Origin of the sequence: Streptomyces sp. MBT53, assembly GCF_016654115.1 — a bacterium.
Lineage (GTDB): Bacteria > Actinomycetota > Actinomycetes > Streptomycetales > Streptomycetaceae > Streptomyces.
The window spans coordinates 1-24,896 of record NZ_JAEQAZ010000089.1 but is presented as its reverse complement, the minus strand read 5'-3'; the positions used below and the strand labels follow the sequence as shown (position 1 = coordinate 24,896).

At 70.4% G+C, this 24,896-nt stretch carries 24 protein-coding genes, 2 pseudogenes and 1 riboswitch; of the genes and pseudogenes, 12 read left to right on the top strand and 14 right to left on the bottom strand.

All coding sequences use genetic code 11. The features are described 5' to 3' along the window. The first annotated feature begins 24 nt into the window (after positions 1-24). On the top strand, positions 25-591 hold the full coding sequence (locus JHN45_RS28730) for a hypothetical protein (RefSeq protein ID WP_200716053.1): 567 nt from the start codon (positions 25-27) through the stop codon (positions 589-591). Continuing rightward, a complete protein-coding gene (locus JHN45_RS28725; RefSeq protein WP_200716054.1) occupies positions 588-980 on the top strand; it encodes a hypothetical protein in 393 nt (130 codons plus the stop codon). Before JHN45_RS28730 ends, JHN45_RS28725 begins: the two co-directional genes overlap by 4 nt. Here the strand turns inward: JHN45_RS28725 and JHN45_RS28720 are convergent. Next, complete coding sequence (locus tag JHN45_RS28720) at positions 977-1,855, bottom strand: metallophosphoesterase (protein WP_201051375.1); 879 nt, start codon at positions 1,853-1,855, stop codon at positions 977-979. The genes JHN45_RS28725 and JHN45_RS28720 overlap by 4 nt on opposite strands. 47 nt (positions 1,856-1,902) lie before the next feature. Further along, positions 1,903-2,508, bottom strand: coding sequence for an N-acetyltransferase (locus tag JHN45_RS28715; protein WP_200716056.1), 606 nt, complete (start codon positions 2,506-2,508; stop codon positions 1,903-1,905). A 77-nt stretch (positions 2,509-2,585) separates the two neighbouring features. On the opposite strand from JHN45_RS28715, the gene JHN45_RS28710 reads away from it, so the two are divergent. Beyond that, a complete protein-coding gene (locus JHN45_RS28710; RefSeq protein ID WP_201051373.1) occupies positions 2,586-2,972 on the top strand; it encodes a hypothetical protein in 387 nt (128 codons plus the stop codon). A gap of 141 nt (positions 2,973-3,113) precedes the next feature. On the opposite strand, the gene JHN45_RS28705 is transcribed toward JHN45_RS28710, so the two are convergent. The 5 genes from JHN45_RS28705 to thrC form a co-directional block, all read right to left on the bottom strand. Next, the gene (locus JHN45_RS28705) at positions 3,114-4,244 is read right to left on the bottom strand and encodes an NADH:flavin oxidoreductase (protein ID WP_200714930.1); all 1,131 of its coding nucleotides are present in this window, start codon (positions 4,242-4,244) and stop codon (positions 3,114-3,116) included. A gap of 214 nt (positions 4,245-4,458) precedes the next feature. Beyond that, positions 4,459-6,087: a chaperonin GroEL gene (groL, locus tag JHN45_RS28700; RefSeq protein WP_200714931.1), complete on the bottom strand. Its 1,629-nt coding sequence runs from the start codon at positions 6,085-6,087 to the stop codon at positions 4,459-4,461. Positions 6,088-6,440: 353 nt separating this feature from the next. After that, positions 6,441-6,647, bottom strand: a complete 207-nt coding sequence (locus JHN45_RS28695) for a cold-shock protein (protein WP_019057200.1) — start codon at positions 6,645-6,647, stop codon at positions 6,441-6,443. 451 nt (positions 6,648-7,098) lie between these two features. Then, on the bottom strand, positions 7,099-7,374 hold the full coding sequence (locus JHN45_RS28690) for a MoaD/ThiS family protein (protein ID WP_200714932.1): 276 nt from the start codon (positions 7,372-7,374) through the stop codon (positions 7,099-7,101). 50 nt (positions 7,375-7,424) lie between these two features. Then, positions 7,425-8,762: a threonine synthase gene (gene thrC / locus JHN45_RS28685; RefSeq protein WP_201051371.1), complete on the bottom strand. Its 1,338-nt coding sequence runs from the start codon at positions 8,760-8,762 to the stop codon at positions 7,425-7,427. Between the two features lie 15 nt (positions 8,763-8,777). Continuing rightward, positions 8,778-8,932: riboswitch (SAM riboswitch) on the bottom strand. A 182-nt stretch (positions 8,933-9,114) separates the two neighbouring features. Between thrC and JHN45_RS28680 the strand changes: the two genes are divergently transcribed. Continuing rightward, positions 9,115-10,059, top strand: a complete 945-nt coding sequence (locus JHN45_RS28680; RefSeq protein ID WP_200714934.1) for a glucosyl-3-phosphoglycerate synthase — start codon at positions 9,115-9,117, stop codon at positions 10,057-10,059. A gap of 137 nt (positions 10,060-10,196) precedes the next feature. Then, a complete protein-coding gene (locus tag JHN45_RS28675) occupies positions 10,197-11,687 on the top strand; it encodes a trehalose-6-phosphate synthase (RefSeq protein WP_201051369.1) in 1,491 nt (496 codons plus the stop codon). A gap of 432 nt (positions 11,688-12,119) precedes the next feature. Here JHN45_RS28675 and otsB read toward each other — a convergent pair whose 3' ends face one another. The 3 genes from otsB to JHN45_RS28660 form a co-directional block, all read right to left on the bottom strand. Further along, complete coding sequence (otsB, locus tag JHN45_RS28670; RefSeq protein ID WP_201051367.1) at positions 12,120-13,007, bottom strand: trehalose-phosphatase; 888 nt, start codon at positions 13,005-13,007, stop codon at positions 12,120-12,122. 62 nt (positions 13,008-13,069) lie between these two features. Next, positions 13,070-13,339, bottom strand: a complete 270-nt coding sequence (locus JHN45_RS28665) for a DUF3263 domain-containing protein (RefSeq protein ID WP_201051360.1) — start codon at positions 13,337-13,339, stop codon at positions 13,070-13,072. A 56-nt stretch (positions 13,340-13,395) separates the two neighbouring features. Further along, on the bottom strand, positions 13,396-14,631 hold the full coding sequence (locus tag JHN45_RS28660; RefSeq protein WP_234469152.1) for an extracellular solute-binding protein: 1,236 nt from the start codon (positions 14,629-14,631) through the stop codon (positions 13,396-13,398). Positions 14,632-14,775: 144 nt separating this feature from the next. Here JHN45_RS28660 and JHN45_RS28655 point away from each other — a divergent pair, with 144 nt between their 5' ends. The 3 genes from JHN45_RS28655 to JHN45_RS28645 all read left to right on the top strand — a co-directional run bounded on the left by JHN45_RS28655 (position 14,776) and on the right by JHN45_RS28645 (position 17,984). Beyond that, a complete protein-coding gene (locus JHN45_RS28655) occupies positions 14,776-15,720 on the top strand; it encodes an ROK family protein (RefSeq protein ID WP_200714938.1) in 945 nt (314 codons plus the stop codon). Continuing rightward, entirely contained in the window at positions 15,720-16,931 is a 1,212-nt protein-coding gene (gene nagA / locus JHN45_RS28650) for an N-acetylglucosamine-6-phosphate deacetylase (RefSeq protein WP_200714939.1), read from the top strand. The genes JHN45_RS28655 and nagA overlap by 1 nt, the downstream gene beginning before the upstream one ends. A gap of 120 nt (positions 16,932-17,051) precedes the next feature. Then, on the top strand, positions 17,052-17,984 hold the full coding sequence (locus tag JHN45_RS28645; protein WP_200714940.1) for a 1-phosphofructokinase family hexose kinase: 933 nt from the start codon (positions 17,052-17,054) through the stop codon (positions 17,982-17,984). 16 nt (positions 17,985-18,000) lie between these two features. Here JHN45_RS28645 and JHN45_RS28640 read toward each other — a convergent pair whose 3' ends face one another. Together JHN45_RS28640 and cdgB are read right to left on the bottom strand one after the other, a co-directional pair. Further along, positions 18,001-18,957 carry a CBM35 domain-containing protein gene (locus JHN45_RS28640; RefSeq protein ID WP_201051357.1) on the bottom strand — a complete coding sequence of 319 codons (957 nt, stop codon included), beginning with the start codon at positions 18,955-18,957 and terminating at the stop codon, positions 18,001-18,003. Between the two features lie 165 nt (positions 18,958-19,122). Further along, complete coding sequence (gene cdgB / locus JHN45_RS28635; RefSeq protein ID WP_200717075.1) at positions 19,123-20,781, bottom strand: diguanylate cyclase CdgB; 1,659 nt, start codon at positions 20,779-20,781, stop codon at positions 19,123-19,125. A 305-nt stretch (positions 20,782-21,086) separates the two neighbouring features. On the opposite strand from cdgB, the gene JHN45_RS28630 reads away from it, so the two are divergent. Continuing rightward, the gene (locus JHN45_RS28630) at positions 21,087-21,659 is read left to right on the top strand and encodes a flavin reductase family protein (RefSeq protein ID WP_200717074.1); all 573 of its coding nucleotides are present in this window, start codon (positions 21,087-21,089) and stop codon (positions 21,657-21,659) included. A 48-nt stretch (positions 21,660-21,707) separates the two neighbouring features. After that, positions 21,708-22,184, top strand: a pseudogene (locus JHN45_RS28625) (GNAT family N-acetyltransferase). A 7-nt stretch (positions 22,185-22,191) separates the two neighbouring features. Here the strand turns inward: JHN45_RS28625 and JHN45_RS28620 are convergent. Next, the gene (locus tag JHN45_RS28620; RefSeq protein WP_201051356.1) at positions 22,192-23,067 is read right to left on the bottom strand and encodes a sigma-70 family RNA polymerase sigma factor; all 876 of its coding nucleotides are present in this window, start codon (positions 23,065-23,067) and stop codon (positions 22,192-22,194) included. An 88-nt stretch (positions 23,068-23,155) separates the two neighbouring features. Further along, entirely contained in the window at positions 23,156-23,593 is a 438-nt protein-coding gene (arfB, locus tag JHN45_RS28615) for an alternative ribosome rescue aminoacyl-tRNA hydrolase ArfB (protein ID WP_200717072.1), read from the bottom strand. A 188-nt stretch (positions 23,594-23,781) separates the two neighbouring features. Between arfB and JHN45_RS28610 the strand changes: the two genes are divergently transcribed. Next, the gene (locus tag JHN45_RS28610) at positions 23,782-24,357 is read left to right on the top strand and encodes a TerD family protein (protein ID WP_200717071.1); all 576 of its coding nucleotides are present in this window, start codon (positions 23,782-23,784) and stop codon (positions 24,355-24,357) included. A 201-nt stretch (positions 24,358-24,558) separates the two neighbouring features. After that, positions 24,559-24,896: pseudogene (locus JHN45_RS28605) on the top strand (hypothetical protein); the annotation flags it as partial.

The following is a 24,896-nucleotide window of genomic DNA, read 5'->3' as shown; positions in this document are numbered from 1 at the left end:
AAGCCGACTATCGTCGGCAGGACCATGAACCACGCCCAGCAGACCGCCCTAGGTCGCGCCCTCCGCCTCCTCGGCGAGCACGGTGAGGCGCTGACGTCCGACACCCCCGACGCCCGGCTGCACGAGGTCAAGGCGGATATCAAGCGCGCCCTGGACCTGCTGGACGACACCGTCAGCGGCGGCGCGCCGACCACGCGCTGCCCGGAGCACCCCAACGGCCCGGTCGACGCAGACGCCCCCGACCTGTGCCTGCTCTGCGAGACCCGGCGCCGCGCGGCCCGCCGCTCCGAGATCAACGGCCCCGACGTGCGCAGGCCCACCGACACCACACCCTCCCGCTACGGCGTGCGCGAGGACCGCCCGCAGGCGCAGCAGCGCTGGCTGCCAGAACTGTGGAACGGCCAGGCCTGGCAGCTGTGCGGCACCCCGCGCCGCGACCGGCACGAGGCCGAGCTGTATCTCGCGGCCCAGCGCAGGGGTTCGCGCGCCGCGATGGCGTACCGGCTGGTGCACGAGTTCACGGACTACGAGGTGCTGCGGGTATGGGGCACGCCCGTACACGTCGACATCGAGCCGCTGGGCAACCTTTGAGCATCTTCAAGGGGCTGAACTGGTGGCAGCGGGTGGTGTTCGTCGCGTGCCTGTGCGCGCTCGCGCTGCCGCTGTGGTTCGCCGCGAGGAACGTCCACCGCTTCGTCGACGGCGACCGGACGATCACCGAGGGATACGTCCACTGCGCGTCGAACGACCGCTGCACGGGCACCTGGCGCCTCCCCGACGGGCACCAAGGGCGGGGAAAAATAGAGGGGTTGGCCTTCGAGTACGACGAGGAGCAGGTGACGGGCATCCGGCTCTACGCCGGCCGGGACTGGGCCGTGACCGACCGCTCCGACCTGGCGTACCACGCGGCCTACGAGTTCGCCGCCGCCGCGCTCGGCGCGGCACTGGTCCTCACGGTGGCCTGGTTCAAGGCCGACTAACTCTCGCGTTCGATGACCAACCGGGTCCGCTCCGCGTCGAGTTGGTACACCGTCTCGTGTGCCCGTGGGTCCCGCGCGTGGAGGGTGTGGAACATCGGCCCGCTCTCACCGCCCAGTTCGACCCGCGAGGCCGAGGCGCCGCGCACCGCCCGCTCCGTGCCGTACGCGGTCGTCAGGTCGATCCGGTTGACGACACCCGGCGTGACCCACACCGGGGTCGCCTCCAGGAAGCCGAAGAGCTGGAGGTGGAAGTGCCCGGTGAGGACAACTCGTACGTCGCTCCCCCGGATCGCGTCCGCCAGCTCCCCGGGATTCCGCAGCCCGAAGGCCTGTTGGGTCGGTGAGTCGAGGGCGATCGGCGGATGGTGGAAGGCGAGGACGGTGCCGTTCCCGAACGGCGTGCTCAACTCCTCCTTCAGCCAGTCCAGTTGGGCCCCGCTCAGCCGCCCGTACACCTTCCCCGGCACGAGGGAGTCGAGCGTGATGAAGCGATGTCCGCCCACGTCACTCACGGCCGCGCACGCGAACTCCACCGGAAACGCGGCGGACACGACCTGATCGGTGCCGTCGGCGGCCAGGTGCCCGCTCCCCAACACCTTCCCGAACGCCTCGCGTTCGTCGTGGTTCCCGGTCGTGTAGAAGACCGGCACCCCGCCCATCGACCGCGCGAAGGCGCCCACGAGCTCCCGTACGGCCGAATACGCCTCCACCGCACCGTCGTTGGCGAGGTCCCCGGTGACGACGATCGCGTCCACACCGCGCTGGTGGCGGAGTTCGGCGAGCATCAGCCGCAGCGAGTCGGTCGCGTTGACGCCGTTGCGGTTGGGGGCGTCGGTGCGCTCCAGGTGGGTGTCGGACAGGTGGAGAATCCTCATGTTGCGGCACGCTAGCCCGAGTTGCGACCCTGACCAATAGCCACGGTTCAACGGGTGGCCGGACGCCACATGGTCGTAACGACCTGGCCACCGGCGATGACGATCTCGTCCCGGACCTCGAACCCGACGCTCTCGTACCGCCTGTTGTTGGCCGGGTTGGTCGACTCCAGATACACGGGAGCGCCAAGCTCGCCGAGCGCGTCGATCCGGGCCAGCCCGTCGGCCACCAGCCCCATGCCGAGCCCCTTGCCCCGATGGTCGGCGTGCGTGCCCAGGATGGTGAGATAGAAGAACGGCTGGGGAGGATGAGCCGCCTCGAACTGCTCCCCCACCTCCATGATCGCCCGAGCGGTCCCCGCATCGGTGACCGCGGCCAACCGCCCCTCAAGCCCCCCGGCCTCCTCCTCGGTCAACTCGACCCCACCCGGCGGGATGAAGATCGCCGCGGCTTCCACCTCCGGCGTCACCAACGTCCAGGGATACCGCAGCGCGGAACCGGCGTAGACCCGCCACATCACGGCCGCCTGCTCGGCACGCCGGCGCTCGTCCGGGAACGCGGGCCCCCAGACCGGGTCATGGAGAAAGGCACTGGTGAAGGTGGCGACGAGGGCGTCGAGATCGGCGACGGTGGCCACCCGGCCGGCGGAAGTCATACGATCACCGTACGCACGCCCACGGAGCTTCGCGCACGAGGGGACGACAGCCGGAGCGGCAGGGCGGAGAAGACATCGTGGGGTTCCCGAGAGACCCGGACACCGGCGCCACGTGGGCCGTACTGCTGGTGGCCGTCGGACTGCCCGCGCTGCTGTACGCGGGCATCGCCCGGTTCACCGGACACGGGCGCAAAGGGGGCCCGGTCTGGCGCCCGTTGGACGACCGGCTCAACCTGGTCTGCGCCCTCCTCGCCGTCGTCGGCCACGCGGGCGCCTCGGTCGTGATCGAGGGCTGGGGAGACGTCTTCGGATTCACGCCGGGCGCCGTCATGAGCGGCAGCTTCTCCAGCGCCCTCGCCTACACCGCCGGCGGCGACCAGCAGGGCCGCGCCCTCCGCCCCATGCTCCTGCTGGTCGCGCCGTACTCACTCGCCCTCGGCTTCTTCGCCCGCATCGCAGGCTGACCGGCACCTTTCCTTTCCAACCCAGGCCGGCACCATCAGCCCGTCCGGCGTTTGAGGACGAGGCCCCTTCAGGGCCGAAGCGGGGGTCTGGGGGCGCAGCCCCCAGTGACGGGACGGGCAGGGGCGGCGGGGGCGAGAAACTCAGCTCAGCGAGCGCAACGCCGCCGCATCGTACGGCGCCAGCTCATCCACCCGACCGGCCAAGACCTTCTCCGCCCACTCCGGATCCTGAAGCAGCGCCCGCCCCACCGCGACCATGTCGAACTCGTCACGCTCAAGGCTGTCGAGCAGATCGTCGATCCCCTTGACCGGCGCACCCTCCCCACGGAACCCCTTGAGGAAGTCCCCGTCGAGACCGACCGACCCGACGGTGATGGTCTGCTTCCCGGTGAGCTTCTTGGTCCAGCCCGCGAGGTTGAGGTCGGACCCGGTCTCCTCGAACTCGGGCAGCCAGTAACGGCGCGTGGAGGCGTGGAAGACATCGACACCGGCCGCGGCGATCGGCGTCAGGATCGCCTCCAGCTCCTCCGGAGTCTCGGCAAGCCGGGCCCCGTAGACATCCTGCTTCCACTGGGAGAAACGGAAGATGATCGGGAACTCCGGGGAGACCGTCTCCCGTACCGCGGCCACGATCTCCGCCGCGAACTTCGTACGGGCGACCGCGTCACCGCCGTAGGCGTCCGTACGGCGGTTGGTGCCCGCGTACAGGAACTGGTCGAGGAGGTAGCCGTGCGCGCCGTGCAACTCGACGCCGTCGAAGCCGATGCGCTCCGCGGCGGCAGCGGCCTCGGCGAACGCGCCGATGACGTCGTCCAGGTCCCGCTGCGTCATGGCCGTACCGGTGACCTCGTCACTGCCGATGCGCAGCCCGGACGGGCCGACCGCGGGGGCGTCGGCGTACGGCGGCTGGCCCTGCTCGCGGACCATGCCGATGTGCCACAGCTGGGGCACGATCGTGCCGCCCGCCGCGTGCACGCCCTCGGCGACCTTCGCCCAGCCCGCGAGCTGCTCCGCGCCGTGGAAGCGCGGGACGCGGTCGCTCTGCCCGGCCGACTCGTGCCCGACGTACGTGCCCTCGGTGACGATGAGACCGACGCCCGCGGCGGCCCGGCGGGAGTAGTACCCGACGACGTCCTCACCGGGAATGCCGCCCGGCGAGAACTGCCGGGTCATCGGCGCCATCACGATCCGGTTCGGGACGGTCAGGCCGTTGAGGACGATCGGACGGGCGAGCACTTCGGCCGCTCGGGACGCGGGGGCGGACGTAGACACGTGTGGGGGCTCCTCGGACAACAAGGCACTGGGTACCGGATGGTATGTGCGTATGCATCGATCATGCGTCAACGACAACCCCCGAGCCAAGCCCGTCATTCCACCCGCTTCACCCGACACCCTGTGATCCCGGACACGCCCGAGGGCGGTACCCCCCGCCAGAAGCAGGAAGTACCGCCCTCGGTAAGACCGTTGATCAACCGGAAGGGGTCGATCAGAAGTCCATGTCACCGCCCGGCATGCCGCCGCCGGCACCCGCGCCGGCACCGGCCTTCTCGGGCTTGTCGGCGATGACGGCCTCGGTGGTGAGGAAGAGCGCGGCGATGGAGGCCGCGTTCTGCAGCGCGGAGCGCGTGACCTTCGCCGGGTCGATGATGCCCTCGGCGATGAGGTCGACGTACTCGCCGGTCGCGGCGTTGAGGCCGTGACCCGGGGTGAGGTTGCGGACCTTCTCCACCACGACGCCGCCCTCGAGGCCGGCGTTGACGGCGATCTGCTTCAGCGGGGCCTCGAGGGCCAGCTTCACGATCGCGGCACCCGTGGCCTCGTCACCTTCGAGCTCCAGCTTCTCGAAGACGTGACCCGCCTGGATGAGCGCGACGCCGCCACCGGCGACGATGCCCTCCTCGACGGCCGCCTTCGCGTTGCGAACGGCGTCCTCGATGCGGTGCTTGCGCTCCTTGAGCTCGACCTCGGTGGCCGCGCCCGCCTTGATGACGGCGACGCCACCCGCGAGCTTGGCCAGGCGCTCCTGGAGCTTCTCGCGGTCGTAGTCCGAGTCGCTGTTCTCGATCTCGGCGCGGATCTGGTTGACCCGGCCGGCGACCTGGTCGGCGGAGCCGGAGCCGTCGACGATGGTGGTCTCGTCCTTGGTGATGACGACCTTGCGGGCGCGGCCGAGGAGGTCCACGGTCGCGTTCTCCAGCTTGAGGCCGACCTCCTCGGAGATGACCTCGCCGCCCGTGAGGATGGCGATGTCGCCGAGCATGGCCTTGCGGCGGTCGCCGAAGCCCGGAGCCTTGACGGCGACGGACTTGAAGGTGCCGCGGATCTTGTTGACGACCAGCGTGGACAGGGCCTCGCCCTCGACGTCCTCGGCGATGATCAGCAGCGGCTTGCCCGACTGCATGACCTTCTCCAGGAGCGGGAGCAGGTCCTTGACGTTGGCGATCTTGGAGTTCGCGATCAGGATGTACGGGTCGTCGAGGACGGCCTCCATACGCTCCATGTCGGTCGCGAAGTAGGCCGAGATGTAGCCCTTGTCGAAGCGCATGCCCTCGGTGAGCTCGAGCTCGAGACCGAAGGTCTGCGACTCCTCGACGGTGATGACGCCTTCCTTGCCGACCTTGTCCATCGCCTCGGCGATGAGCTCGCCGATCTGGGTGTCGGCGGCGGAGATGGAGGCCGTGGAAGCGATCTGCTCCTTGGTCTCCACGTCCTTGGCCTGCTCGAGGAGGGCACCGGAGACGGCCTCGACGGCCTTCTCGATGCCGCGCTTGAGGGCCATCGGGTTGGCGCCCGCGGCTACGTTGCGGAGGCCTTCCTTGACGAGGGCCTGGGCGAGGACGGTCGCGGTGGTCGTACCGTCACCGGCGACGTCGTCCGTCTTCTTGGCGACTTCCTTGACCAGCTCGGCGCCGATCTTCTCGTACGGGTCCTCCAGCTCGATCTCCTTGGCGATGGAGACACCATCGTTGGTGATCGTGGGGGCGCCCCACTTCTTCTCAAGGACGACGTTGCGGCCCTTGGGGCCGAGGGTGACCTTGACGGCGTCGGCGAGCTGGTTCATGCCGCGCTCAAGGCCTCGCCGCGCCTCCTCGTCGAACGCGATGATCTTGGCCATGTGAAGTGGTCCTCCCGGACTGGGGTGGATTGCTCCGGACCGCGCTGGCGCCCGCGACGGACGGCTCGCCTGCCCCGTGGCTCCTTGCGCCACCTGGCCTGCGGGCCTCACCGACCCGATCCTTCGTTATCACTCTCACCTTCAGAGTGCTAACGCCAATGATTAGCACTCGGCATGGTCGAGTGCAAGCGGCTCCCAGGTTCTGACACCCGCTCCCACCCCCGCTTCGGCCCCTGCTCCGGCCCCCGGCCCCGGGCATGCCGAAGGGCCCGTACCCCAGGAGGTGACCCCCCAGGAGTACGAGCCCTTCGGTGAGGAACGAAGAACGTCGCTGCTGTTCGTCGGCGCGTGCTTCAGCTGGTCGCGAGCCGGACCATGTCCGCCTGCGGCCCCTTCTGACCCTGCGAGATCTCGAAATCGACCCGCTGACCCTCTTCCAGGGTGCGGTAGCCGTCCATCTGAATCGCGCTGTAGTGGACGAAAACATCCGCACCACCGTCGACCGCGATGAAGCCGTACCCCTTCTCCGCGTTGAACCATTTGACGGTGCCCTGAGCCATGCCTAACTCCCCTATTACTGGCCCTTGCACGGATCCGCACTTCGCGGATCCGGGTCAGACCTCACCCCCCACAGGATTGGGGGCGTGCGCCGGAACGCGTCGACCGCGGCCGAATGTATCCGTCCAACTGCCGTCTGCAACAGGTCAATCCGACGAGAATTCCGGGCAGGACCGGTCGGGAATTTACGGAGAATTCGTCCGACTTCAGGGCAAGTCGGGCCGGATAAAGGGCACATAAGGCGCAAAAGACCTGCACACTTTGGCTACTTCTCATCGCACGCGGAGCCGGTACTCATATGCGTTCGGCATGCGGAGTGGAGCGCGTTCCCCAACTCTACCCCGCTCAACCATAGAGAATTGCCCCCTCCGCTTCTCTCACGGAGGGGGCAATTCGATGAACTCTCGGTAATCGGCATTACCTAGGGTAACGACCGACCGATTAAGCGGGCGCTCAGCCTCCGGCGACGGCCGGGATGATCGAGACGCCGGCGCCGTCCGGAGTCGCCGTCTCCAGCCCCTGCTCGAACCGCACGTCGTCGTCGTTGACGTACACGTTGACGAACCGACGCAGCTTGCCCTGGTCGTCGAGGACGCGGGCGGAGATCCCCGTGTGGTTCTTCTCCAGGTCGCCAATGACCTCGGCGAGGGTGGCGCCTTCGGCGGTCACTTCGGCCTGCCCGCCGGTGTAGGTGCGCAGGATGGTGGGGATGCGGACGGAAACGCTCATGCTCAGGACCTCCGGTCAGGTACGGCTTTGTCTTGTGGGGGCGTGGGCCGTCAGGACGCGAGTCCGGCTTCCCTGAAGGACTCAAGGCTCGGGCGGATCGTCGCGGTGAGCCCGGTGCCGGCCACCGCGTCCAGCGTCTTCAGACCGTCCCCGGTGTTCAGCACGACCGTGGTGAGCGTCGGGTCCAGCAGACCGTTCTCGATCAGCTTCCTCGTCACGCCCACGGTCACACCGCCCGCGGTCTCCGCGAAGATCCCCTCGGTCCGCGCCAGCAGCTTGATCGCGTCCACGCACTGCTCGTCGGTGACGTCCTCCACGGCCCCGCCCGTACGCCGGGCGATGTCGAGGACGTACGGCCCGTCCGCCGGGTTGCCGATGGCGAGGGACTTCGCGATGGTGTTCGGCTTCTGCGGCCGTACGACGTCGTGCCCGGCCTTGTACGCGACGGACACCGGCGAGCAGCCTTCCGCCTGGGCGCCGAAGATCTTGTACGGCTTGTCCTCGACGAGACCGAGCTTGATCAGCTCCTGGAGGCCCTTGTCGATCTTCGTGAGCTGTGAGCCGGAGGCGATCGGCACGACCAGCTGGTCGGGAAGCCGCCAGCCGAGCTGCTCGCAGATCTCGTACGCCAGGGTCTTGGAGCCCTCGGCGTAGTACGGCCGGAGGTTGACGTTGACGAAGCCCCAGCCCTCGCCCGCCGGGTCGCCGATCAGCTCGGAGCAGAAGCGGTTCACGTCGTCGTAGTTGCCCTCGATGCCGACGAGCTCGCCGCCGTAGACCGCGGCCATGACGACCTTGCCCTGCTCCAGGTCGTGCGGGATGAACACGCAGGAGCGGAAGCCGGCCCGGGCGGCGGCGGCACCGACGGCGCCGGCGAGGTTGCCGGTGGAGGAGCAGGAGAGGGTGGTGAAGTCGAAGGCGCGCGCCGCTTCGATGGCCTGCGCCACGACCCGGTCCTTGAAGGAGTGCGTCGGGTTGCCGGAGTCGTCCTTGACGAACAGCTTGCCCGTGTCGACGCCGAGTTCGCGGGCGAGGTTGTCGGCCTGGACGAGCTTGGTCCAGCCGGGGTTGATGTTCGGCTTGGTCGCCACGTCGGCGGGGACGGGGAGCAGGGGCGCGTAACGCCAGATGTTCGCGGGGCCCGCTTCGATCTGCTTGCGGAGCTCTTCGGTGTCGTAGGCCGAGAAGTCGTAGGCGATCTCCAGCGGGCCGAAACACTCCTCGCAGGCAAAGACAGGGCCGAGCGGGACGCGGTGGCCGCACTCGCGGCAGGAGAGCGCGGTGGCGGGGCCGAGATCGACGGCGTTCGCGGAAGCGGTGTTCGGGTCCGCGGCGGTGGTGTCCGTCTTCGCGGAGTTCGTGGTGCTTGCAACAGTCTGCGCAGCCATGGAGGCGAGGCCCTTTCCTCATCTTCCCCACGACGCGTTTCGCCGTGAGACGGATTTGGCACCTTCCCGAGCCGGGAGCCTCGGCACATGTGGATGTACATGCGACAAGACCGGCTGGAGGGTTGCCGGGGCTTCAACGGGCCGTATCCCTCTGCCCCTCTGGATGAGCGGTGTTCAGTTGTGTATGCAATTGTCTCGCCGACGGCCCCCGACATGCGATGGTCATCAGCGTTGTTCAAGACTGTAACCGAAGGCCAGGACAGTTGAGTGAGCCGTCCGAACCGCGAGATGGATCACATACTCACTGTCTGTGACCAGCCCTCGCCGAGAGAACGCAGAGGAGCCGCGCAACGTGCTGAAGGAAGTCGAGCACTGGCTGAGCACCCGCTCCTGGTCCCTGACCGATCGGCCGCTCCACAAGATTCTGGCCGCGAAGCACCGCACGGGCCAGTCGGTCTCCGTCGTGCTGCCCGCGCTCAACGAGGAAGCGACGGTCGGTGAGATCGTCGCGATCATCCGTCACGACCTCATGCAGCAGGTCCCGCTCGTCGACGAGATCGTCGTCGTCGACTCCGGGTCCACCGACCGCACCTCCGAGGTGGCCGCCGCGGCGGGCGCCCGGGTCGTGCACCGGGACGACATCCTGCCCCGCATCCCCGCCGTGCCCGGCAAGGGCGAGGTGCTGTGGCGCTCGCTGCTGGTGACGAGCGGCGACATCGTCTGTTTCATCGACGCGGACCTGAAGGAGTTCTCCTCCGACTTCGTCACCGGGATCGTGGGCCCACTGCTCACCGACCCCGGCGTCGACCTCGTCAAGGCGATGTACGACCGCCCGCTCGGCGGCGCGGCCGGCCAGGGCGGACGCGTCACCGAGCTGATGGCCCGCCCGCTGCTGAACATGCACTGGCCTCAACTGGCCGGATTCGTCCAGCCGTTGGGCGGCGAGTACGCGGCCCGGCGCTCGCTCCTCGAGCAGCTCCCGTTCCCCGTCGGCTACGGCGTCGAGCTGGGCATGCTCGTCGACGCGCTGCACCTGGTGGGGCTGGACGCCCTCGCCCAGGTCGACGTCGGGGTGCGCAAGCACCGGCACCAGGACGGGCAGGCGCTGGGGCGGATGGCCGCGCAGATCTACCGCACGGCACAGCTGAGGCTGGCCCGCGGGCATCTCATCCGGCCGTCCCTCACGCAGTTCGAGCGGGGGCCGGACGGTTTCGAGCCGCGCACGTACTCCGTGGACACGGAGGAACGGCCGCCGATGGCGGACATCACCGAGTACCAGTCGCGCAAGGTGGCGTAGCCGGCGGCACGGCGACCGGGAGCCGGGGGCGGGGGCCGTATCGGGAGCCGGAGGCGGAGGCCGTATACGGACTCCGACGCTCCGCCGCGGTGCGTCCGTACGTTTGAGCGTTTCCGGGCCGGGCTAGGTTGTGCCGTATGGCTTCTACGGCTTCCACGGCTTCCACACCCTCTCCCGGTGCTGCTCAGGTGCTCGTCGCGTCCAACCGCGGCCCGGTCTCGTACGAGGTGGGCGACGACGGTTCGCTGCACGCCCGGCGTGGGGGCGGCGGGCTGGTGTCCGGTCTTTCGGCGATCGGGCCGGACGCGGGGGCGCTGTGGGTGTGCTCGGCGCTGTCGGAGGGTGACCGGGAGGCGGTACGGCGGGGCGTCGGCGAGGACGGTGTGCGGATGCTCGCCATCCCGGCCGACGTGCACGCCGACGCGTACAACGGCATCGCCAACTCCGTGCTGTGGTTCGTCCACCACATGCTGTACCAGACCCCGCTGGAGCCGGTCTTCGACGCGGAGTTCCGGCGCCAGTGGGCGTCGTACGAGACGTACAACCGGGCGTTCGCCGAGGCGCTGGCCCAGGAGGCGGCCGAGGGGGCCGCGGTGCTGGTGCAGGACTACCACCTGTGCCTGGTGCCGGGGATGCTCCGCGAGCTCCGCCCCGACCTGCGGATCGGGCACTTCTCGCACACGCCGTGGGCGCCGGTGGAGTACTTCCGGATGCTGCCGGACGACATCCGGGAGCAGCTGATGTGGGGGATGCTGGGCGCGGACCGGCTCGGCTTCCTCACCTTGCGGTGGGCCCGCGGCTTCATGATGAGCGCCCAGGACGTCGACCAGGAGCGGATCGTCCCCTCGTGGCCGAAGGACGGTCCGATTTCCATCGATCACAGCCCGACCGGGCGGCGTCCCGTGCGGAACACGCTGATCGGTGTCCACGGGCTCGGCGCCGACGCCGAGTTCCTGCACGCGCGCTCGCACCGGGCGGACGTCGAGGAGCGAATGGCGGCCCTTCGCGAGGAGATCGGCGAGGGGCGCCGGACCATCGTCCGCGTCGACCGCACCGAACTCTCCAAGAACATCGTGCGCGGGCTGCTGGCGTACCGGCAGCTGCTCGACGACCACCCCGAGTGGCGGGAGCGGGTCGTGCACGTCGCCTTCGCCTACCCGTCCCGGCAGGATCTCGCCGTGTACCGGGACTACACGGCGGAGGTGCAACGGGTGGCGGACGAGATCAACTCCCTTTACGGGACGCCCGGTTGGACCCCGGTCGTGCTCCACGTCAAGGACGACTTCGCGCGCTCGCTGGCCGCGTACCGGATCGCCGACGTGGCCCTCGTCAACCCCATCCGCGACGGCATGAACCTCGTCGCCAAGGAGGTCCCGGTCGTCTCCGACGAGGGCTGCGCGCTGGTCCTCTCCCGCGAGGCGGGCGCGTTCCAGGAACTGGGCAAGGACGCGATCGCCGTCAACCCGTACGACGTGATCGCCACGGCCGACGCCCTCCACGAGGCCCTGACGATGCCGACCGAGGAACGCGCCGAACGGACAAAGAGGCTGGCCGTCGCGGCCACGGCACTCCCCCCGGCCCAGTGGTTCCTGGAGCAGCTGAACGCGCTGCGGGATCAGGCGAGTTGATCACAGCGCGCGGACGATAGAACACCGGGGAGGCCGACCGGCGGGCACCCGGGCCGCCACGACGACCTGGCCCGGCGCCCACCAACACCCGCACGCGATCAGCCGAGTTCACCGGCCGACGTCGACAGCAGGGCTACGGTCACGGCGGGCGCCGCCCGCCACGCCATTGCGGCGGGCGCGCTCGTCGCCGCCGGCTCGTCGCTCCCGGCTCGTCGCCGCCGGCGCGGGCCGCACGGCCGGAGACCCCGCCCGGCCTCCTCCACCAACACCCCCACGCAATCAGCCGAGTTGAGCGGCCGACGTCGACAGCAGGGCCACGGTCACGGCGGGTGCCGCCCGGCACGCCATTGCGGCGGGCGCACTCATCGCCGCCGGCGCGGGCCACACGGCCGGAGACCCCGCCCGGCCTCTTCCGCCAACACCCCCACGCAATCAGGCGAGTTGAGCGGCTAGAGCCGACAGCAGGCCCACAACTCCCGCCGCGCCGTCCACCACCAGGTCCGCCCGCTCCCGTAGTTCTGTCACCTCGTCGTTGCCGCTGCACACGAGTAGGCCGGGGAGGCCGTCGGAGCGGAGTTTTTCCACGGCGGCGAAGGCGGGGAGGTCGCCTAGGTCGTCGCCGGCGTAGAGGACGGACTCGGCGTTCGTCTCGCGGAGGTAGTCGGCGAGGGCGACGCCCTTGTCCATGCCCGGTGGGCGCAACTCCAGGACCAGGCGGCCCGGTTCGACGATCAGGCCGTGGCGGGTGGCGAGGTCGGTGAGGGGGGCGCGGAGGGCCTCGAAGGCGGCCTGGGGGTCCGTGGCGCGGCGGGTGTGGACGGCGAGGGCGCGGCCCTTCTCCTCGATCCAGGTGCCCTGCCACGCGCCGATGCGGTCGAGGAAGCCCGGGAGTTCGGCGCGGACGGCGGCCACACCCGGGTGCTGGGCGGGGGCGCTGACGGTGCTGGTGACCGCGTCCCAGCGTTCCGTGCCGTAGTGGCCGAGGACGACGAGGTGTTCCAGGCCCCGGACGCCCGCGAAGCCGCCGTTGCGCACCGCCACGCCCGCCGGGCGGCCGGTGATCACGGCGACGGAGGCGACCTTCGGGGCGAGCGCGGCCAGCGCGGGCACCGCGTCCGGGTGCGCACGGGCCTGCTCGGGGTCCGCGACGATCGGTGCGAGCGTGCCGTCGAAGTCGAGCCCGATCACCGCGGCGGAGGGGCGCGCGAGGATCGCTTCCAGGCCCTCACGCCCGGCGCCGGTGCGAGGGGTCGGAAGTACGTCCGTCGGCAGTACGTCCGGGGGATGGACGGGATCGGTGGAGTCCTCAGGGCTGCCCATACAACGACCCTATCCGGGCGGAGCCGACCGCACCCCTCGCCCATCACCCCTCGGCCGGACCCTCACCGCTCCGAACGCCGTGTCTCACGGACCCGTCTGAGCCTGTTCACCGTGACCGGGTCGTGGGCGAGCGCCCGCTCGTCGTCCAGCAGGGCGTTGAGCAGCTGGTAGTAGCGCACGGGGGCCAGGCCCAGTTCCTCGCGTATCGCGCGCTCCTTCGCGCCGGGGCCCGGGAAGCCGCGGCGCTCCAGCGCGAGGATGTCCTGTTCCCTCCGGTTCAGGGGAGGGAGACGCGAGGGGCGGTCCGGGCGGTCCGGGCGGTCCTTGTCCATGTTCTGCACCGTAGCCCCCGCCACCGACAGCGGCCCCGGCCAGCCCCTGCCGCCTCCTACTTGCCGCTCTCCGCCAGCGAAGCCGCCGCCTGCAGCTGCCCCAGCACCGCGCCCGGGCTGCCGTTCGCGGCGACCGCCTGCCCTATGCGCTTCTTGATGTCGGCGCTGACCGTGGCCCAGGAGGTGTTGCCGACCGGGTAGAGCGTGGAGAGGGGGAGCTCCTCCAGGAACGGGCGGAGATCCTGGTCCTGCTTCGACGCCTCCATCACCTTGGACGCGGAGTTGGTCACCGGCAGCAGGTCGTACTCGCGGGAGAAGGCGAGGACGTTCTTCTCGCTGTAGACGTAGTCGAGGAAGTCGCCGATCTGGTCGCGGTGGCCGTTCTGCTTGAACGCGGTCATCCAGTCGGCGACGCCCATCGTGGTCTTGGCCTTGCCGGTGCGCCCCGGCATGGCGACCGTGCCGAACTTGACGCCCTTCTTGGCCGCCTGCTGGATGAGGGTGGGGTGGCCGTTGAGCATGCCCACGTCGCCGTTGGCGAAGGCGGCGAACGCGTCCGCGCGGTTCAGCTTGGCGGGTGCGACGGGACCGGTCAGGCCCTTGGCGACGAGGTTGTCGCGCAGCCAGGTGAAGGTGGAGATGTTCTCCGCGGAGTCCAGGGTGTAGCTGCTGCCCAGGTCGTCGGTGTAGCCGCCGCCCCCGCCGAGCAGCCACTGCATGGTCTCGGCCTGCGCCTCCTCGGAGCCGAGCGGCAGCGCGAACGGGTACTTCACGCCCCGCTCCTTCAACGCCTCGGCGTCGGCGGCCAGTTCGCTCCAGTTCCTGGGCGGGGTGAGGCCCGCCTGGGCGAAGAGGGTCTTGTTGTAGAAGAGGACGCGCGTGGACGCGGCGAACGGGATGCCGTACTGGACGTGGTCGACCTCCCCCGCGTCCGCGAGCGGTTCCAGGAAGTCGGCCTCCACGGGGATGGAGAGCAGGTCGGCGGTGGAGTACAGCCTGCCCTCGTCGGCGTAGTCGGCGTACGCGCCGATCTGCGCCATGTCCGGGGCCTTCCCCGCGTCGACCATCGCCCTGACCTTGGCGTCGACCTCGTTCCACGAGTACACGCCGACGTCGACCTTCACCCCGGGGTGCTTGGCCTCGTACGCCTTGACGAGCGCGTCCCAGTACTTCCGCGAACTGTTGGACGCGGAGTCGCCGTAGTCGGCGGCGACGAGTCTCAGGGTCACTTCACCGGAGTCCCCGCCGAGGCCGCAGCCGCCGAGGACCGCCGTCATGCCCAGTACGGACATCGCCGCGATCATTCCTGTCCTGCGCCGCTGCACTGCTGACTCCCCAAAGCTTTGCTGTCGTGACGTTCGCTCCGCGAACCCATAAGGTCTACACCACGTGAGTGGACTAGACCTCTCGCGGGTAGACGGGCCACACTGTCCCCCGTGAGACATGTCATCGCCCTCGACGTGGGCGGCACCGGGATGAAAGCCGCCCTCGTGGGCGCCGACGGCGAGCTGCTGCACCGGGCCCGCCGGGCGACCGGCCGCGAGCGCGGACCGGACGCGGTCGTCGAGCACATCCTCGGCTTCGCCGCCGAGCTGCGCGCGTACGGCGAGGAGCGGTACGGCGAGCCCGCGTCCGCCGCCGGAGTCGCCGTCCCCGGCATCGTCGACGCCGAGCGGGGCATCGCCGCCTACTCGGCCAACCTCGGCTGGCGCGACGTACCCCTGCGCGACCTGCTCGCCGCCCGCCTCGGCGGTGTCCCGGTCGCGCTCGGCCACGACGTCCGCACCGGCGGCCTCGCCGAGGGCCGGATCGGCGCGGGCAAGGGCGCCGACCGCTTCCTGTTCGTGCCGCTGGGCACCGGCATAGCGGGCGCGATCGGCATCGACGGCCGGGTGGAGGCGGGCGCGCACGGCTTCGCGGGCGAGATCGGCCACATCGTCGTACGACCCGGCGGCGCGCCCTGCCCCTGCGGCCAGACCGGCTGTCTGGAGCGGTACGCGTCCGCGGCGGCGGTGACCGAGGCGTGGGCGGCCGTTTCCGGCGACCCGAACGCGGACGCGGCGGACTGCGCGAAGGCGGTCGCCTCCGGGGACCCCCGCGCGGAGAAGGTCTGGCAGGAAGCCGTCGACGCCCTCGCCGACGGCCTCGTCACCGCCCTCACCCTCCTGGACCCCCGCACGATCATCATCGGTGGCGGCCTGGCCGAGGCGGGGGAAACGTTGTTCACACCGCTCCGGGAGGCGGTCGAGGCCCGGATCACCTTCCAGAAGCTCCCGACGATCGTCCCCGCGGCCCTGGGGGACACAGCAGGGTGCCTGGGCGCGGGCCTGCTGGCTTGGGATCTCCTCAATCACACCGACCGTACGGAGGTAACCGCCTAATGGCAGCCGACCCAGGGGCGCGGGGAACTGCGCGACCAGCCACAACGCACCCGCAGCCCGCAACCGGCACAAGGCCCCTCGTCCTGTCCGGCGCCACAGTGGTACTCCCCACAGGAACCGTCCGGAACGGCCGAGTGATCGTCGACGGCACCCGAATCGCCGGTGCCGCCCCCGAGAACGCCCAGGTACTCGACGTCACCGGGTACACCCTGGTCCCAGGATTCGTCGACATCCACAACCACGGCGGCGGCGGAGCCTCCTTCACCTCCGGCACCGTCGACGACGTCCTCAAGGGCATCCACACCCACCGCCTGCACGGCACGACGACCCTCGTCGCCTCGACCGTCACCGGCGAGATGGACTTCCTGGTCCAGCGCGCCGGCCTCCTCTCCGAACTCGCCGAGCAGGGCGACCTCGCCGGCATCCACTTCGAGGGCCCGTTCATCTCCCCGTGCCGCAAGGGCGCCCACTCCGAGGCCCTGCTGCGCGAGCCCGATCCCGCGGACGTGCGCAAGCTGGTCGACGCGGCGCGCGGCAGCGCCAAGATGGTCACGCTGGCGACCGAACTCCCGGGCGGGCTCGACTCCGTGCGGCTGCTCGTCGAGCACGGCGTCATCGCGGCGATCGGGCACACGGACGCGTCGTACGAGCAGACGGTGGAGGCGATCGACGCGGGCGCGACGGTCGCCACGCATCTGTACAACGCGATGCCGCAGCTCGGTCACCGCGAGCCCGGTCCGATCGCGGCGCTCCTCGAGGACGAGCGCGTCACGGTCGAGTTGATCAACGACGGTACGCATCTGCACCCGGCGTCCCTGGAGTTGGCGTTCCATCACGCGCGCGCGGACCGGGTGGCGCTCATCACGGACGCGATGGACGCGGCGGGCTTCGGTGACGGCCGGTACATGCTCGGCCCGTTGGAGGTCGAGGTCAGCGAGGGTGTGGCGCGGCTGGTGGAGGGCGGGTCGATCGCGGGGTCGACGCTGACCCTGGACCGGGCCTTCAAGCGGTCGGTGACGGTCGACCGGCTGCCGGTCGAGGACGTGGTCGCCGCGATCTCGGCCAACCCGGCGCGCCTGCTCGGGAGTTACGACGAGATCGGCTCGCTGGAGCCGGGCAAGTACGCCGACCTGGTGCTGCTGGACTCCGAGTTCGATCTCAAGGGCGTGATGCGGCGCGGCACTTGGGTGGTCGAGCCCCAACTGGCCTGATATGTGACGTGGTTGACGGCGGCGGTTGTCCCGGGGGACTGGGAGGACCGCCGCCCGTTTGGCATCATCGAGCCTCCGGAGCAAGCGCGTTCACGCGAAAGTCGGGGGAGGTCGACGCGGGTGATTCTCACGGTCACGCTCAACACCGCGCTCGACATCACCTACCGGGTACGGGAGTTGCGGCCGCACGGCACGCATCGCGTCTCCGAGGTGACCGAGCGGCCCGGCGGCAAGGGGCTGAACGTGGCCCGGGTGCTGGCCGCCCTCGGCCACGAGGTGACGGTGACCGGGTTCACGGGCGGCGCCACCGGGCGGGTCGTACAGGAGCAACTCGCTGGTACGCCGGGTGTGTTGGACGCGCTGGTCCCGGTCTCCGGGGCCACCCGCCGCACGACGGCGATCGTGGACGAGCTGACCGGTGACACGACTCAACTCAACGAGCCCGGCCCGACGGTCACTTCGGCGGAGTGGTCGGCGTTCCAGGAGGCGTACGAGGGCCTGTTGGGAGGTGGAGTGTCGGCGGTGGCGCTGTGCGGGAGTCTGCCGCCGGGGGTGCCGGTGGGCGCGTACGCGGGCCTGATCCGGACGGCACGGGCAGCAGGCGTCCCCGTGCTGCTGGACACCAGCGGCGAACCCCTCCGCCGTGGAGTCGCCGCCCGCCCCGACATCCTCAAGCCCAACGCCGACGAACTGGCCGAACTCACCGGCTCCCACGACCCGTTGCGGGCCACGCGGGACGCGCGGCGCCGGGGCGCCCGCACGGTGGTCGCCTCGCTGGGTGTGCGGGGTCTGCTGGCGGCGACCCCGGAGGGCGACTGGCACGCGGCGCCTCCGGCGCGGGTGCATGGCAATCCGACCGGCGCGGGCGACTCGGCGGTCGCGGGCCTGCTGTCGGGACTGGTCGAACGCCTGCCCTGGCCCGACCGACTGGCCCGGGCCGTGGCCCTGTCGGCGGCGACCGTACTGGCCCCGGTGGCGGGCGAGTTCGACCGCCCGGCCTACGAGGAGCTGCTGGGGCGGGTCACGGTGACGGGGGACGCCACCGCGGCCTAGGTCCGACTGCTCGGGGCTACTTCCAGCCCGGTTCCAGGTAGAACTGGTCGAAGTTGACGTCGCACTGGTTGCCCTGCTCGCAGGAGACCTTGATGGTGTTGGTGCCCTTGTTGAGGGTGATGTCCCCCCAGGTGTTGGTCCAGCCCTTTTCGTAGTCGCCCTCCGCGGCCTTGGCGAAGTTGCCCAGGTTGAGCGGGCGGGTCTGGGCCGTGCCGTTGACCGTGAGCGTGGCGTTGGCGTCCTTGCCGGGCACGCCGTAGTTGACGTTCAGCGTGTACTTGCCGGCCTTGGTGATGCCGTTCACCGTCCAGGTGATGGACGCGCCGACCTGGTTGAAGCCCGACACGTAGACGCCACCCGCGGCCTTCGCTCCGTCGACGTCCGAGGCCGTGGTGGCCCCGCCGTCCAGCTTCAGCGCCTTGACGTCGACTTCCTGCGTCTCTGCCGCGTCCGACGCGCTGCTGCTCGGCGACGGACTCGACGAGGCGCTCTGCGAAGCCGAGGGCGAAGACCCCGCCTCGTTGCCCGTCTTCGTGTCGTCGTTGCCGTTCATCATCGCCACGCTGATGCCGATGACCACCGCGGCGACGACCGCGATCGCGCCGATCAGCAGGCCCTTGGTGTTGGGGCCGCGGCCCCGGCCGCCGCCGCGGCCGCCGTCGTAGGACGGGGGCTGCTGGGTGGGCGGGGCGCCGAAGGCCTCCGGGGCCTGGTAGTGCGCGTTCGGCCGGTCGCCGTAGGCCTGCTGCTGCGGGACGGTCTGGCCGTACGGCTGCTGGTACTGGGCGGTGGGGGCGGCGGGCTGGCCGCCGTACTGGCGCTCGCCGACCGCGCGCACCCGGTTGACGGAGCCCGGGTAGCCGTAACCGCCGCCCGACGGCGGCTGGGCTCCGGCGGCCTGGCCGTCCTCGTACAGGTAGCCGAACGGGTCGTCGTCCTCGGGCGTGCTCGCGCCGTTGTTGCCGGGCGTCATCCCTAGGTACTCCTCAACAGGTGCGGGTGCGGGTACGTCAGCTTCAGACGCGTCTTCGACCACGTCTTCGATCGCGTCTTCGATACGTCTGGAGAACTGCGAGCCTACCCGCTCCACGTAGTCCAAACGGGTGACTCGGACGGCATCACAACGCTGACCTGGTGATCATCCCGCGCGTCTGTGCTGTTTGGGACGAGATCGTTTCTCGATGTACATCCGTTCGTCGGCGGACTTCAACACCTCGTCCGCCGTCATGCCGCAGTGGGCCCACCCGATGCCGAAACTGGCCCCGACCCGCATGGCCCGGCCGTCGACCCGGATGGGCTGGATGATCTCGTTCCGCAGGCGTACGGCGAGGTCGGCGGCGTCGGCCTTGCCGAGGCCGTCGGCGAGGACCACGAACTCGTCGCCGCCGAGGCGGGCCACCGTGTCGCCGTCGCGGACGGCCCGGCCGAGCCGCCGGGCGACCTCGATGAGGACCGCGTCGCCCGCGTTGTGCCCGAAGCGGTCGTTGATCGACTTGAAGCCGTCGAGGTCGCAGAAGAGGACCGCGAGTCCCTTGGTGCCGTCGTCGCGCTCGCCCTCGGGGGCGATCGTGTGGACGTGGTGGTCGTAGGCGTCGAGGAGGCCGGCGCCGGGGGGGTAGTCGAAGCCGTGGCCGTTCGCGTCGTAGGCCGGGTGTCCGTAGGCGGCGTCGAGCGACTCGACCTCGCCGGGGAAGGCGGAGGTCGGGCGCTGGCAGAGGCGCGAGGAGAGGCGGGTGCGCAGCTCGGCCGAGTTCGGCAGGCCGGTGAGCGCGTCGTGCGCGGCGCGGTGGGCGAGCTGCAGCTCGCGGCGCTTGCGGTCCTCTATGTCCTCGACGTGGGAGAGGAGGAAGCGCGGTCCGTCGGCGGCGTCGGCGACGACGGAGTTGCGGAGCGAGACCCAGACGTAGGTGCCGTCCCGGCGGCCCAGGCGGAGTTCCGCCCGTCCGCCCTCCGCCGAGGTTCTCAGCAGGGTGCCTATGTCCTCGGGGTGGACGAGGTCCGAGAAGGAGTAGCGGCGCATCGCGGAGGCGGGGCGGCCCAGGAGGCGGCACAGGGCGTCGTTGCTGCGGAGTATTCGGCCGTGCTGGTCGCCGCCCATCTCGGCTATCGCCATGCCGGAGGGGGCGTACTCGAAGGCCTGCCGGAAGCTCTCCTCGCTTGCGCGCAGGGCCTGTTGCTCGCGTTCGAGTCTGACAAGTGCGCGTTGCATATTCGCACGTAGACGCGCGTTGCTGATCGCGATGGCGGCCTGGAAGGCGTACATCTGGAGCGCTTCGCGCCCCCATGCGCCGGGCCGGCGGCCGTTGCGCGGGCGGTCCACGGACAGGACGCCGATCAGTTCGCCGCACGAGCCGCCGGAGACGCCGGGCGTGTACATGGGCGCGAACAGCCGGTCGGAGGGGTGCCACTCGTCCTCGAAGCGGGGGGCGGGGCCGTCGGTGTACCACTGCGGTACGTCGTCCTCGTCGAGGACCCAGCCCTCGGTGTGCGGTATGAACCGCAGGTCACCCCAGTCCTCGCCCATGCCGAGCCGGCGCTCCCAGGAGGCGCGGGAGCCGACGCGGCCGGTGATGAGTGCCTCAGCGGCGGAGTTGCCGGAGAACGCGGCGACCACGAGGTCGCCGTCGGGGCGTACGAGGTTGACGCATGCCAGCTCGTACCCGAGGCCGTTGACCACGCCGTCGGCGACGGTCTGCAGGGTGTCCGCCAGGCTGCGGGCGGTGTTCATGTCCGCCATGACCGTATGCAGTTGCCGCAGGTTCTCAAGACGGACGTAGGGTTCCGACTCGGTCTCCATACTCGCCCTCCCCCCGAGACCTCGCAGCGAATCAAGGGTCTTCTTCCCCGCCACTGAATCACAGCGCGCTGCCCACTCGGTACACAGGGTCAACAATTACTACCCCTTGTGACTCAAGTCACAGCGGAAGATGAACAATTGAGTGGAGTTTCTGCGTTTTACCTGTGCGTTTACTGAACGCAAACTTTGTGACTGTGTGGACATGATGCACGACGATGTTCCACCGCGTGGGCCATTGGTCCTAGGACCCGTCCGGGACCGAAGTCCGATGCGGTGCGCGGCACTCGGAGATTAGCGTTCCCGGCGTGCTGAACACCGCGTCGATCACCGAGTCCACTCCCTCCGGGCATGCTGTGGGGGTGAGCAACGACGAGTTCCGCGCCGCCCTCGCCCGGCTGGCCGCGGGCGTGGTCCTGGTGACCGCGCACGAGGAGCCGTACGACCCGGACGACCCGCACGCCCCGGTCGGCGAGGACGTCGGCATGACCGCGACCGCCTTCATGTCGGTGTCCCTGGACCCGCCGCTGGTCCTGGTCAGCCTCCGCAACGGCTCCCGCATGGACGACCTCCTCGACGAACAGCCCCTGTGGGCCGTCTCCGTCCTCTCCGAGAGCCAGCGCCACATCGCGGGCCGCTTCGCGATGAAGGGCCGCATCAGCGACCGCCTCCTCTTCGACGACATCCCCTACGTCCACGGGTCGGCGTCCGGCGCGCCCCTGGTGCGCGGCGCCCTCGCCACCCTCGAATGCCGCACGGAACAACGGGTGCCGGCCGGGGACCACACCCTCGTCATCGGCCGCGTACTGACGGCGGAGGCGACCGGCACGGACGGCGGCCCGCTGACCTATTTCCGGGGCAGGTACCGGCAGTTGGGGTGACCGTGAATTCGGTCGCCCGCCGGTGAGCGGTCCGCCTACCGTGCACCCATGACGACGATCACCACCGGTCCAGGGCCCCGTCTCGAAGAGATCACCCGCGGCAACATCGACGCCGCCCTGGGCATTCGGGTCCGCCCCGACCAGGAATTCGCGGTCTCCCCCGTCGTGAAATCCCTCGCCGAGGCCTACGTCCACCCCGGCACCGCCTGGCCCCGGCTGATCGTCGACGAGGACCGCCCCGTCGGCTTCCTCATGGCCTTCTTCGACTGACTGACTGGTTGGCTACCCGTCGTCCGTTCCGGCCTGTGGCGCCTGAACATCGCGGCGGACCAACAGGGGCGCGGCTACGGCCGGTTCGCCGTGGAGTCCGTCGCCGCCGAGATCCGCCGCCGGGGCGGCAAGGAGCTCTACGTCACCTGGCACGAGGGCCCGTCCGGGCCGGCCGGGTTCTACGCGGGGCTCGGTTTCCGGCCCAACGGCGAGCTGAGCGAGGGCGAGACGGTCGGCGTGCTGGAGCTGCCGTAGCCGCGCCTCACACGAGCCGTACGTCCAGCAGCGCCACCTTCTCCGGCTCCGTCACGATGTCGATCGCGGCGATGCGGTCGCCGACGAAGGTGAAGGAGAGGGTGCGCACGGGGCGGCCGTCGACGAGCAGGGCGATACCGGTGACACCGTCCACCAGAGCGGGCCACGCGAGACTCGCGAAGTGCGCGAAGCTCGTCGCGCCGGACGCCACCGCGGCGGCACCCGCGGTCACCGTGTCCCCGGAGCGCGCGACCACGTCCGGGTCGAGCACCTTCACCAACGCCTCGAAGTCGCCCTCCCGCACGGCCGCGAGAAACGCGTCGGCGACCACCCGCCGCCGCGCCGGATCCCCGTCCGGCGCGGGCGCGCCCCGCACCCGGCGCCGGGCCCGGCTCGCCAACTGCCGTGCCGCCGTGGGCGTACGGCCGACGATGGACGCGATCTCGTCGAACGGCACCGCGAACAGGTCGTGCAGCACGAACGCGAGCCGTTCGGCGGGCGTCAGGGTCTCCAGTACGACGAGGAGCGCGGCCCCGACCGAGTCGGCGAGGAGCGCGTCCTGTTCGGGGGTGGGCGCGGCGGCCGGGACCGGGGCGCCGAGGTCGAGGGGTTCCTCGGCGCGGGAGGTGCGGGAGCGGAGCATGTCGAGGCAGACCCGGCCGACGACGGTGGTCAGCCAGCCGCCCAGGTTCTCCACCCTCTCCGCGTCCGAGCGGCTCAGCCGGACCCAGGCCTCCTGCACGGCGTCGTCGGCCTCGGCGGACGAGCCGAGCATGCGGTGCGCGACGGCGTGCAGGCGCGGGCGGTGGGATTCGAACCGGGCGGCGAGAAATTCACCGTCCTGTCGTCGGGTGAATTGGCGGGGGAATTCGAAGTCGCCCACGGGTGAACACTCCTCGTCGCGGTCCGTCGTCACCGCTACGACGGAGCGCGGGCCGGGGATGTGACAACCGGCGGCGGGAACCGGGGATTTACCCCCAGTCGCGCCCGGTCCGCCCCCGCTTGGTGTCGGAGCGGGCCTTCTTCTCGCGCAGGCGGCGCTCGTTGATGCCCCGGGGAATCCGGGTGGGCCTGCGCGGCTTCGGCGGTGGCGCGGTGGCCTCGGCGAGCAGCGCGGCGAGGCGTACGGCGGCGGTCTCGCGGTTGCGCCACTGGGAGCGGTGCTCGGAGGACCGTACGGTCACGACGCCGTCGACGAGCCGGGAGGCGAGGCGCTCCAGCGCGCGGGCCTTCCACACCTCGGGCAGGGCCTCGGTCTTCGCCAGGTCGAAGCGCAGCTCCACCTGGGAGTCGCTGGTGTTGACGTGCTGCCCGCCCGGCCCCGACGACCGCGAGAAACGCCACATGAGCTCGGCCTCGGGCAGGGAGACGGAGCCGCGGATGAGATAGGGACCGGACATGTCCCCCATGGTCCCCTGTCTGTCCGGTCCACGTCACGCCAATTACCCCGGACGTTCCGGAAGACGCGGGTGAAGAGGGGGGTAAAGAAAGTAAAGCCACGTGGAACCTTCGATACCCCTCTTGGCGTTCATAGAGGTACCGGTAGCTTCGTCCTCAGTACGAAGCCCGCACCGCAACGAGGGAAGGACTCCCAACAATGGCTGTAAGCCTGTCCAAGGGTGGCAACGTCTCGCTCACCAAGGAGGCCCCGGGCCTGACCGCCGTCACCGTAGGCCTTGGCTGGGACGTCCGCACCACCACCGGCACGGACTTCGACCTCGACGCCTCGGCGATCGCGGTCAACCCCGAGGGCAAGGTGTACTCGGAGGGCCACTTCATCTTCTTCAACAACAAGTCGACCCCGGACCAGACCATCGTCCACACCGGCGACAACCGCACGGGCGAGGGCGCGGGCGACGACGAGGCGATCAACGTCAACCTGGCCGGCCTCCCGGCGGACGTCGAGAAGATCGTCTTCCCGGTCTCGATCTACGACGCGGAGACCCGCTCGCAGAACTTCGGCCAGGTCCGCAACGCGTACATCCGCATCGTGAACCAGGCGGGCGGCGCGGAGATCGCCCGCTACGACCTCTCCGAGGACGCGGCGACGGAGACGGCCATGGTCTTCGGCGAGCTGTACCGCAACGGCGCGGAGTGGAAGTTCCGCGCGGTGGGCCAGGGTTACGCCTCGGGCCTGGTCGGCATCGCCCAGGACTTCGGCGTCAACGTCTGACGGACGACCCGCCCGCAGTGCACTGTGCGAGGCCCCTGACCGCGTGACCGCGGCCGGGGGCCTCGGGCACAGGGCATGGCGTTTCCCGGGATCCGTGGGTCCGGGGATCCCGGGGGTCCGGGGGTCCACAGGGGTGTCTCAGTCCCGTGTGGCAGTGTGCCGGGGTCAGCAGCGGCTGGACCCTGGAAGGACAGAGCACCCATGTCGTTCGGACCGCCCTCCGCCGGTTTCGGGCCTCCCCCGCCCGCCGGTCCGCCCGCCTGGACCCCGCCGACCGAGACCGAGCGGGACCTCGCCGAGGCCAGGGCGCGCGGCGACTGGCCCGCGTACTACGACGTACTGGCCCGGACCCACCTCTACTACGAGATGTCCCGCGAGGCCTACGACGCCCAACCCGACCGTGTGCACCGGGTGTTCATCCGCGACGTCCGACGCGGCACCCGGCACTGGGAACTGTTCACCGACGGCATGCTCCCCGCGCCGCGCACCGACATGGTCTACGCGCGCGCCTCACTGCGCTGGATAGCCGACGCCTGGAC

What these genes read in the sequence shown, in the direction of transcription:
- JHN45_RS28730 (WP_200716053.1), top strand. Translation starts at nt 25, where the DNA reads ATGAACCACGCCCAGCAGACCGCCCTAGGTCGCGCCCTCCGCCTCCTC.
- JHN45_RS28720 (WP_201051375.1), bottom strand. Translation starts at nt 1,855, where the DNA reads ATGAGGATTCTCCACCTGTCCGACACCCACCTGGAGCGCACCGACGCC.
- JHN45_RS28715 (WP_200716056.1), bottom strand. Translation starts at nt 2,508, where the DNA reads ATGACTTCCGCCGGCCGGGTGGCCACCGTCGCCGATCTCGACGCCCTC.
- groL (WP_200714931.1), bottom strand. Translation starts at nt 6,087, where the DNA reads ATGGCCAAGATCATCGCGTTCGACGAGGAGGCGCGGCGAGGCCTTGAG.
- JHN45_RS28695 (WP_019057200.1), bottom strand. Translation starts at nt 6,647, where the DNA reads ATGGCTCAGGGCACCGTCAAATGGTTCAACGCGGAGAAGGGGTACGGC.
- JHN45_RS28690 (WP_200714932.1), bottom strand. Translation starts at nt 7,374, where the DNA reads ATGAGCGTTTCCGTCCGCATCCCCACCATCCTGCGCACCTACACCGGC.
- thrC (WP_201051371.1), bottom strand. Translation starts at nt 8,762, where the DNA reads ATGGCTGCGCAGACTGTTGCAAGCACCACGAACTCCGCGAAGACGGAC.
- JHN45_RS28675 (WP_201051369.1), top strand. Translation starts at nt 10,197, where the DNA reads ATGGCTTCTACGGCTTCCACGGCTTCCACACCCTCTCCCGGTGCTGCT.
- otsB (WP_201051367.1), bottom strand. Translation starts at nt 13,007, where the DNA reads ATGGGCAGCCCTGAGGACTCCACCGATCCCGTCCATCCCCCGGACGTA.
- JHN45_RS28665 (WP_201051360.1), bottom strand. Translation starts at nt 13,339, where the DNA reads ATGGACAAGGACCGCCCGGACCGCCCGGACCGCCCCTCGCGTCTCCCT.
- JHN45_RS28660 (WP_234469152.1), bottom strand. Translation starts at nt 14,631, where the DNA reads ATGTCCGTACTGGGCATGACGGCGGTCCTCGGCGGCTGCGGCCTCGGC.
- nagA (WP_200714939.1), top strand. Translation starts at nt 15,720, where the DNA reads ATGGCAGCCGACCCAGGGGCGCGGGGAACTGCGCGACCAGCCACAACG.
- JHN45_RS28640 (WP_201051357.1), bottom strand. Translation starts at nt 18,957, where the DNA reads ATGACGCCCGGCAACAACGGCGCGAGCACGCCCGAGGACGACGACCCG.
- cdgB (WP_200717075.1), bottom strand. Translation starts at nt 20,781, where the DNA reads ATGGAGACCGAGTCGGAACCCTACGTCCGTCTTGAGAACCTGCGGCAA.
- arfB (WP_200717072.1), bottom strand. Translation starts at nt 23,593, where the DNA reads ATGGGGGACATGTCCGGTCCCTATCTCATCCGCGGCTCCGTCTCCCTG.
- JHN45_RS28610 (WP_200717071.1), top strand. Translation starts at nt 23,782, where the DNA reads ATGGCTGTAAGCCTGTCCAAGGGTGGCAACGTCTCGCTCACCAAGGAG.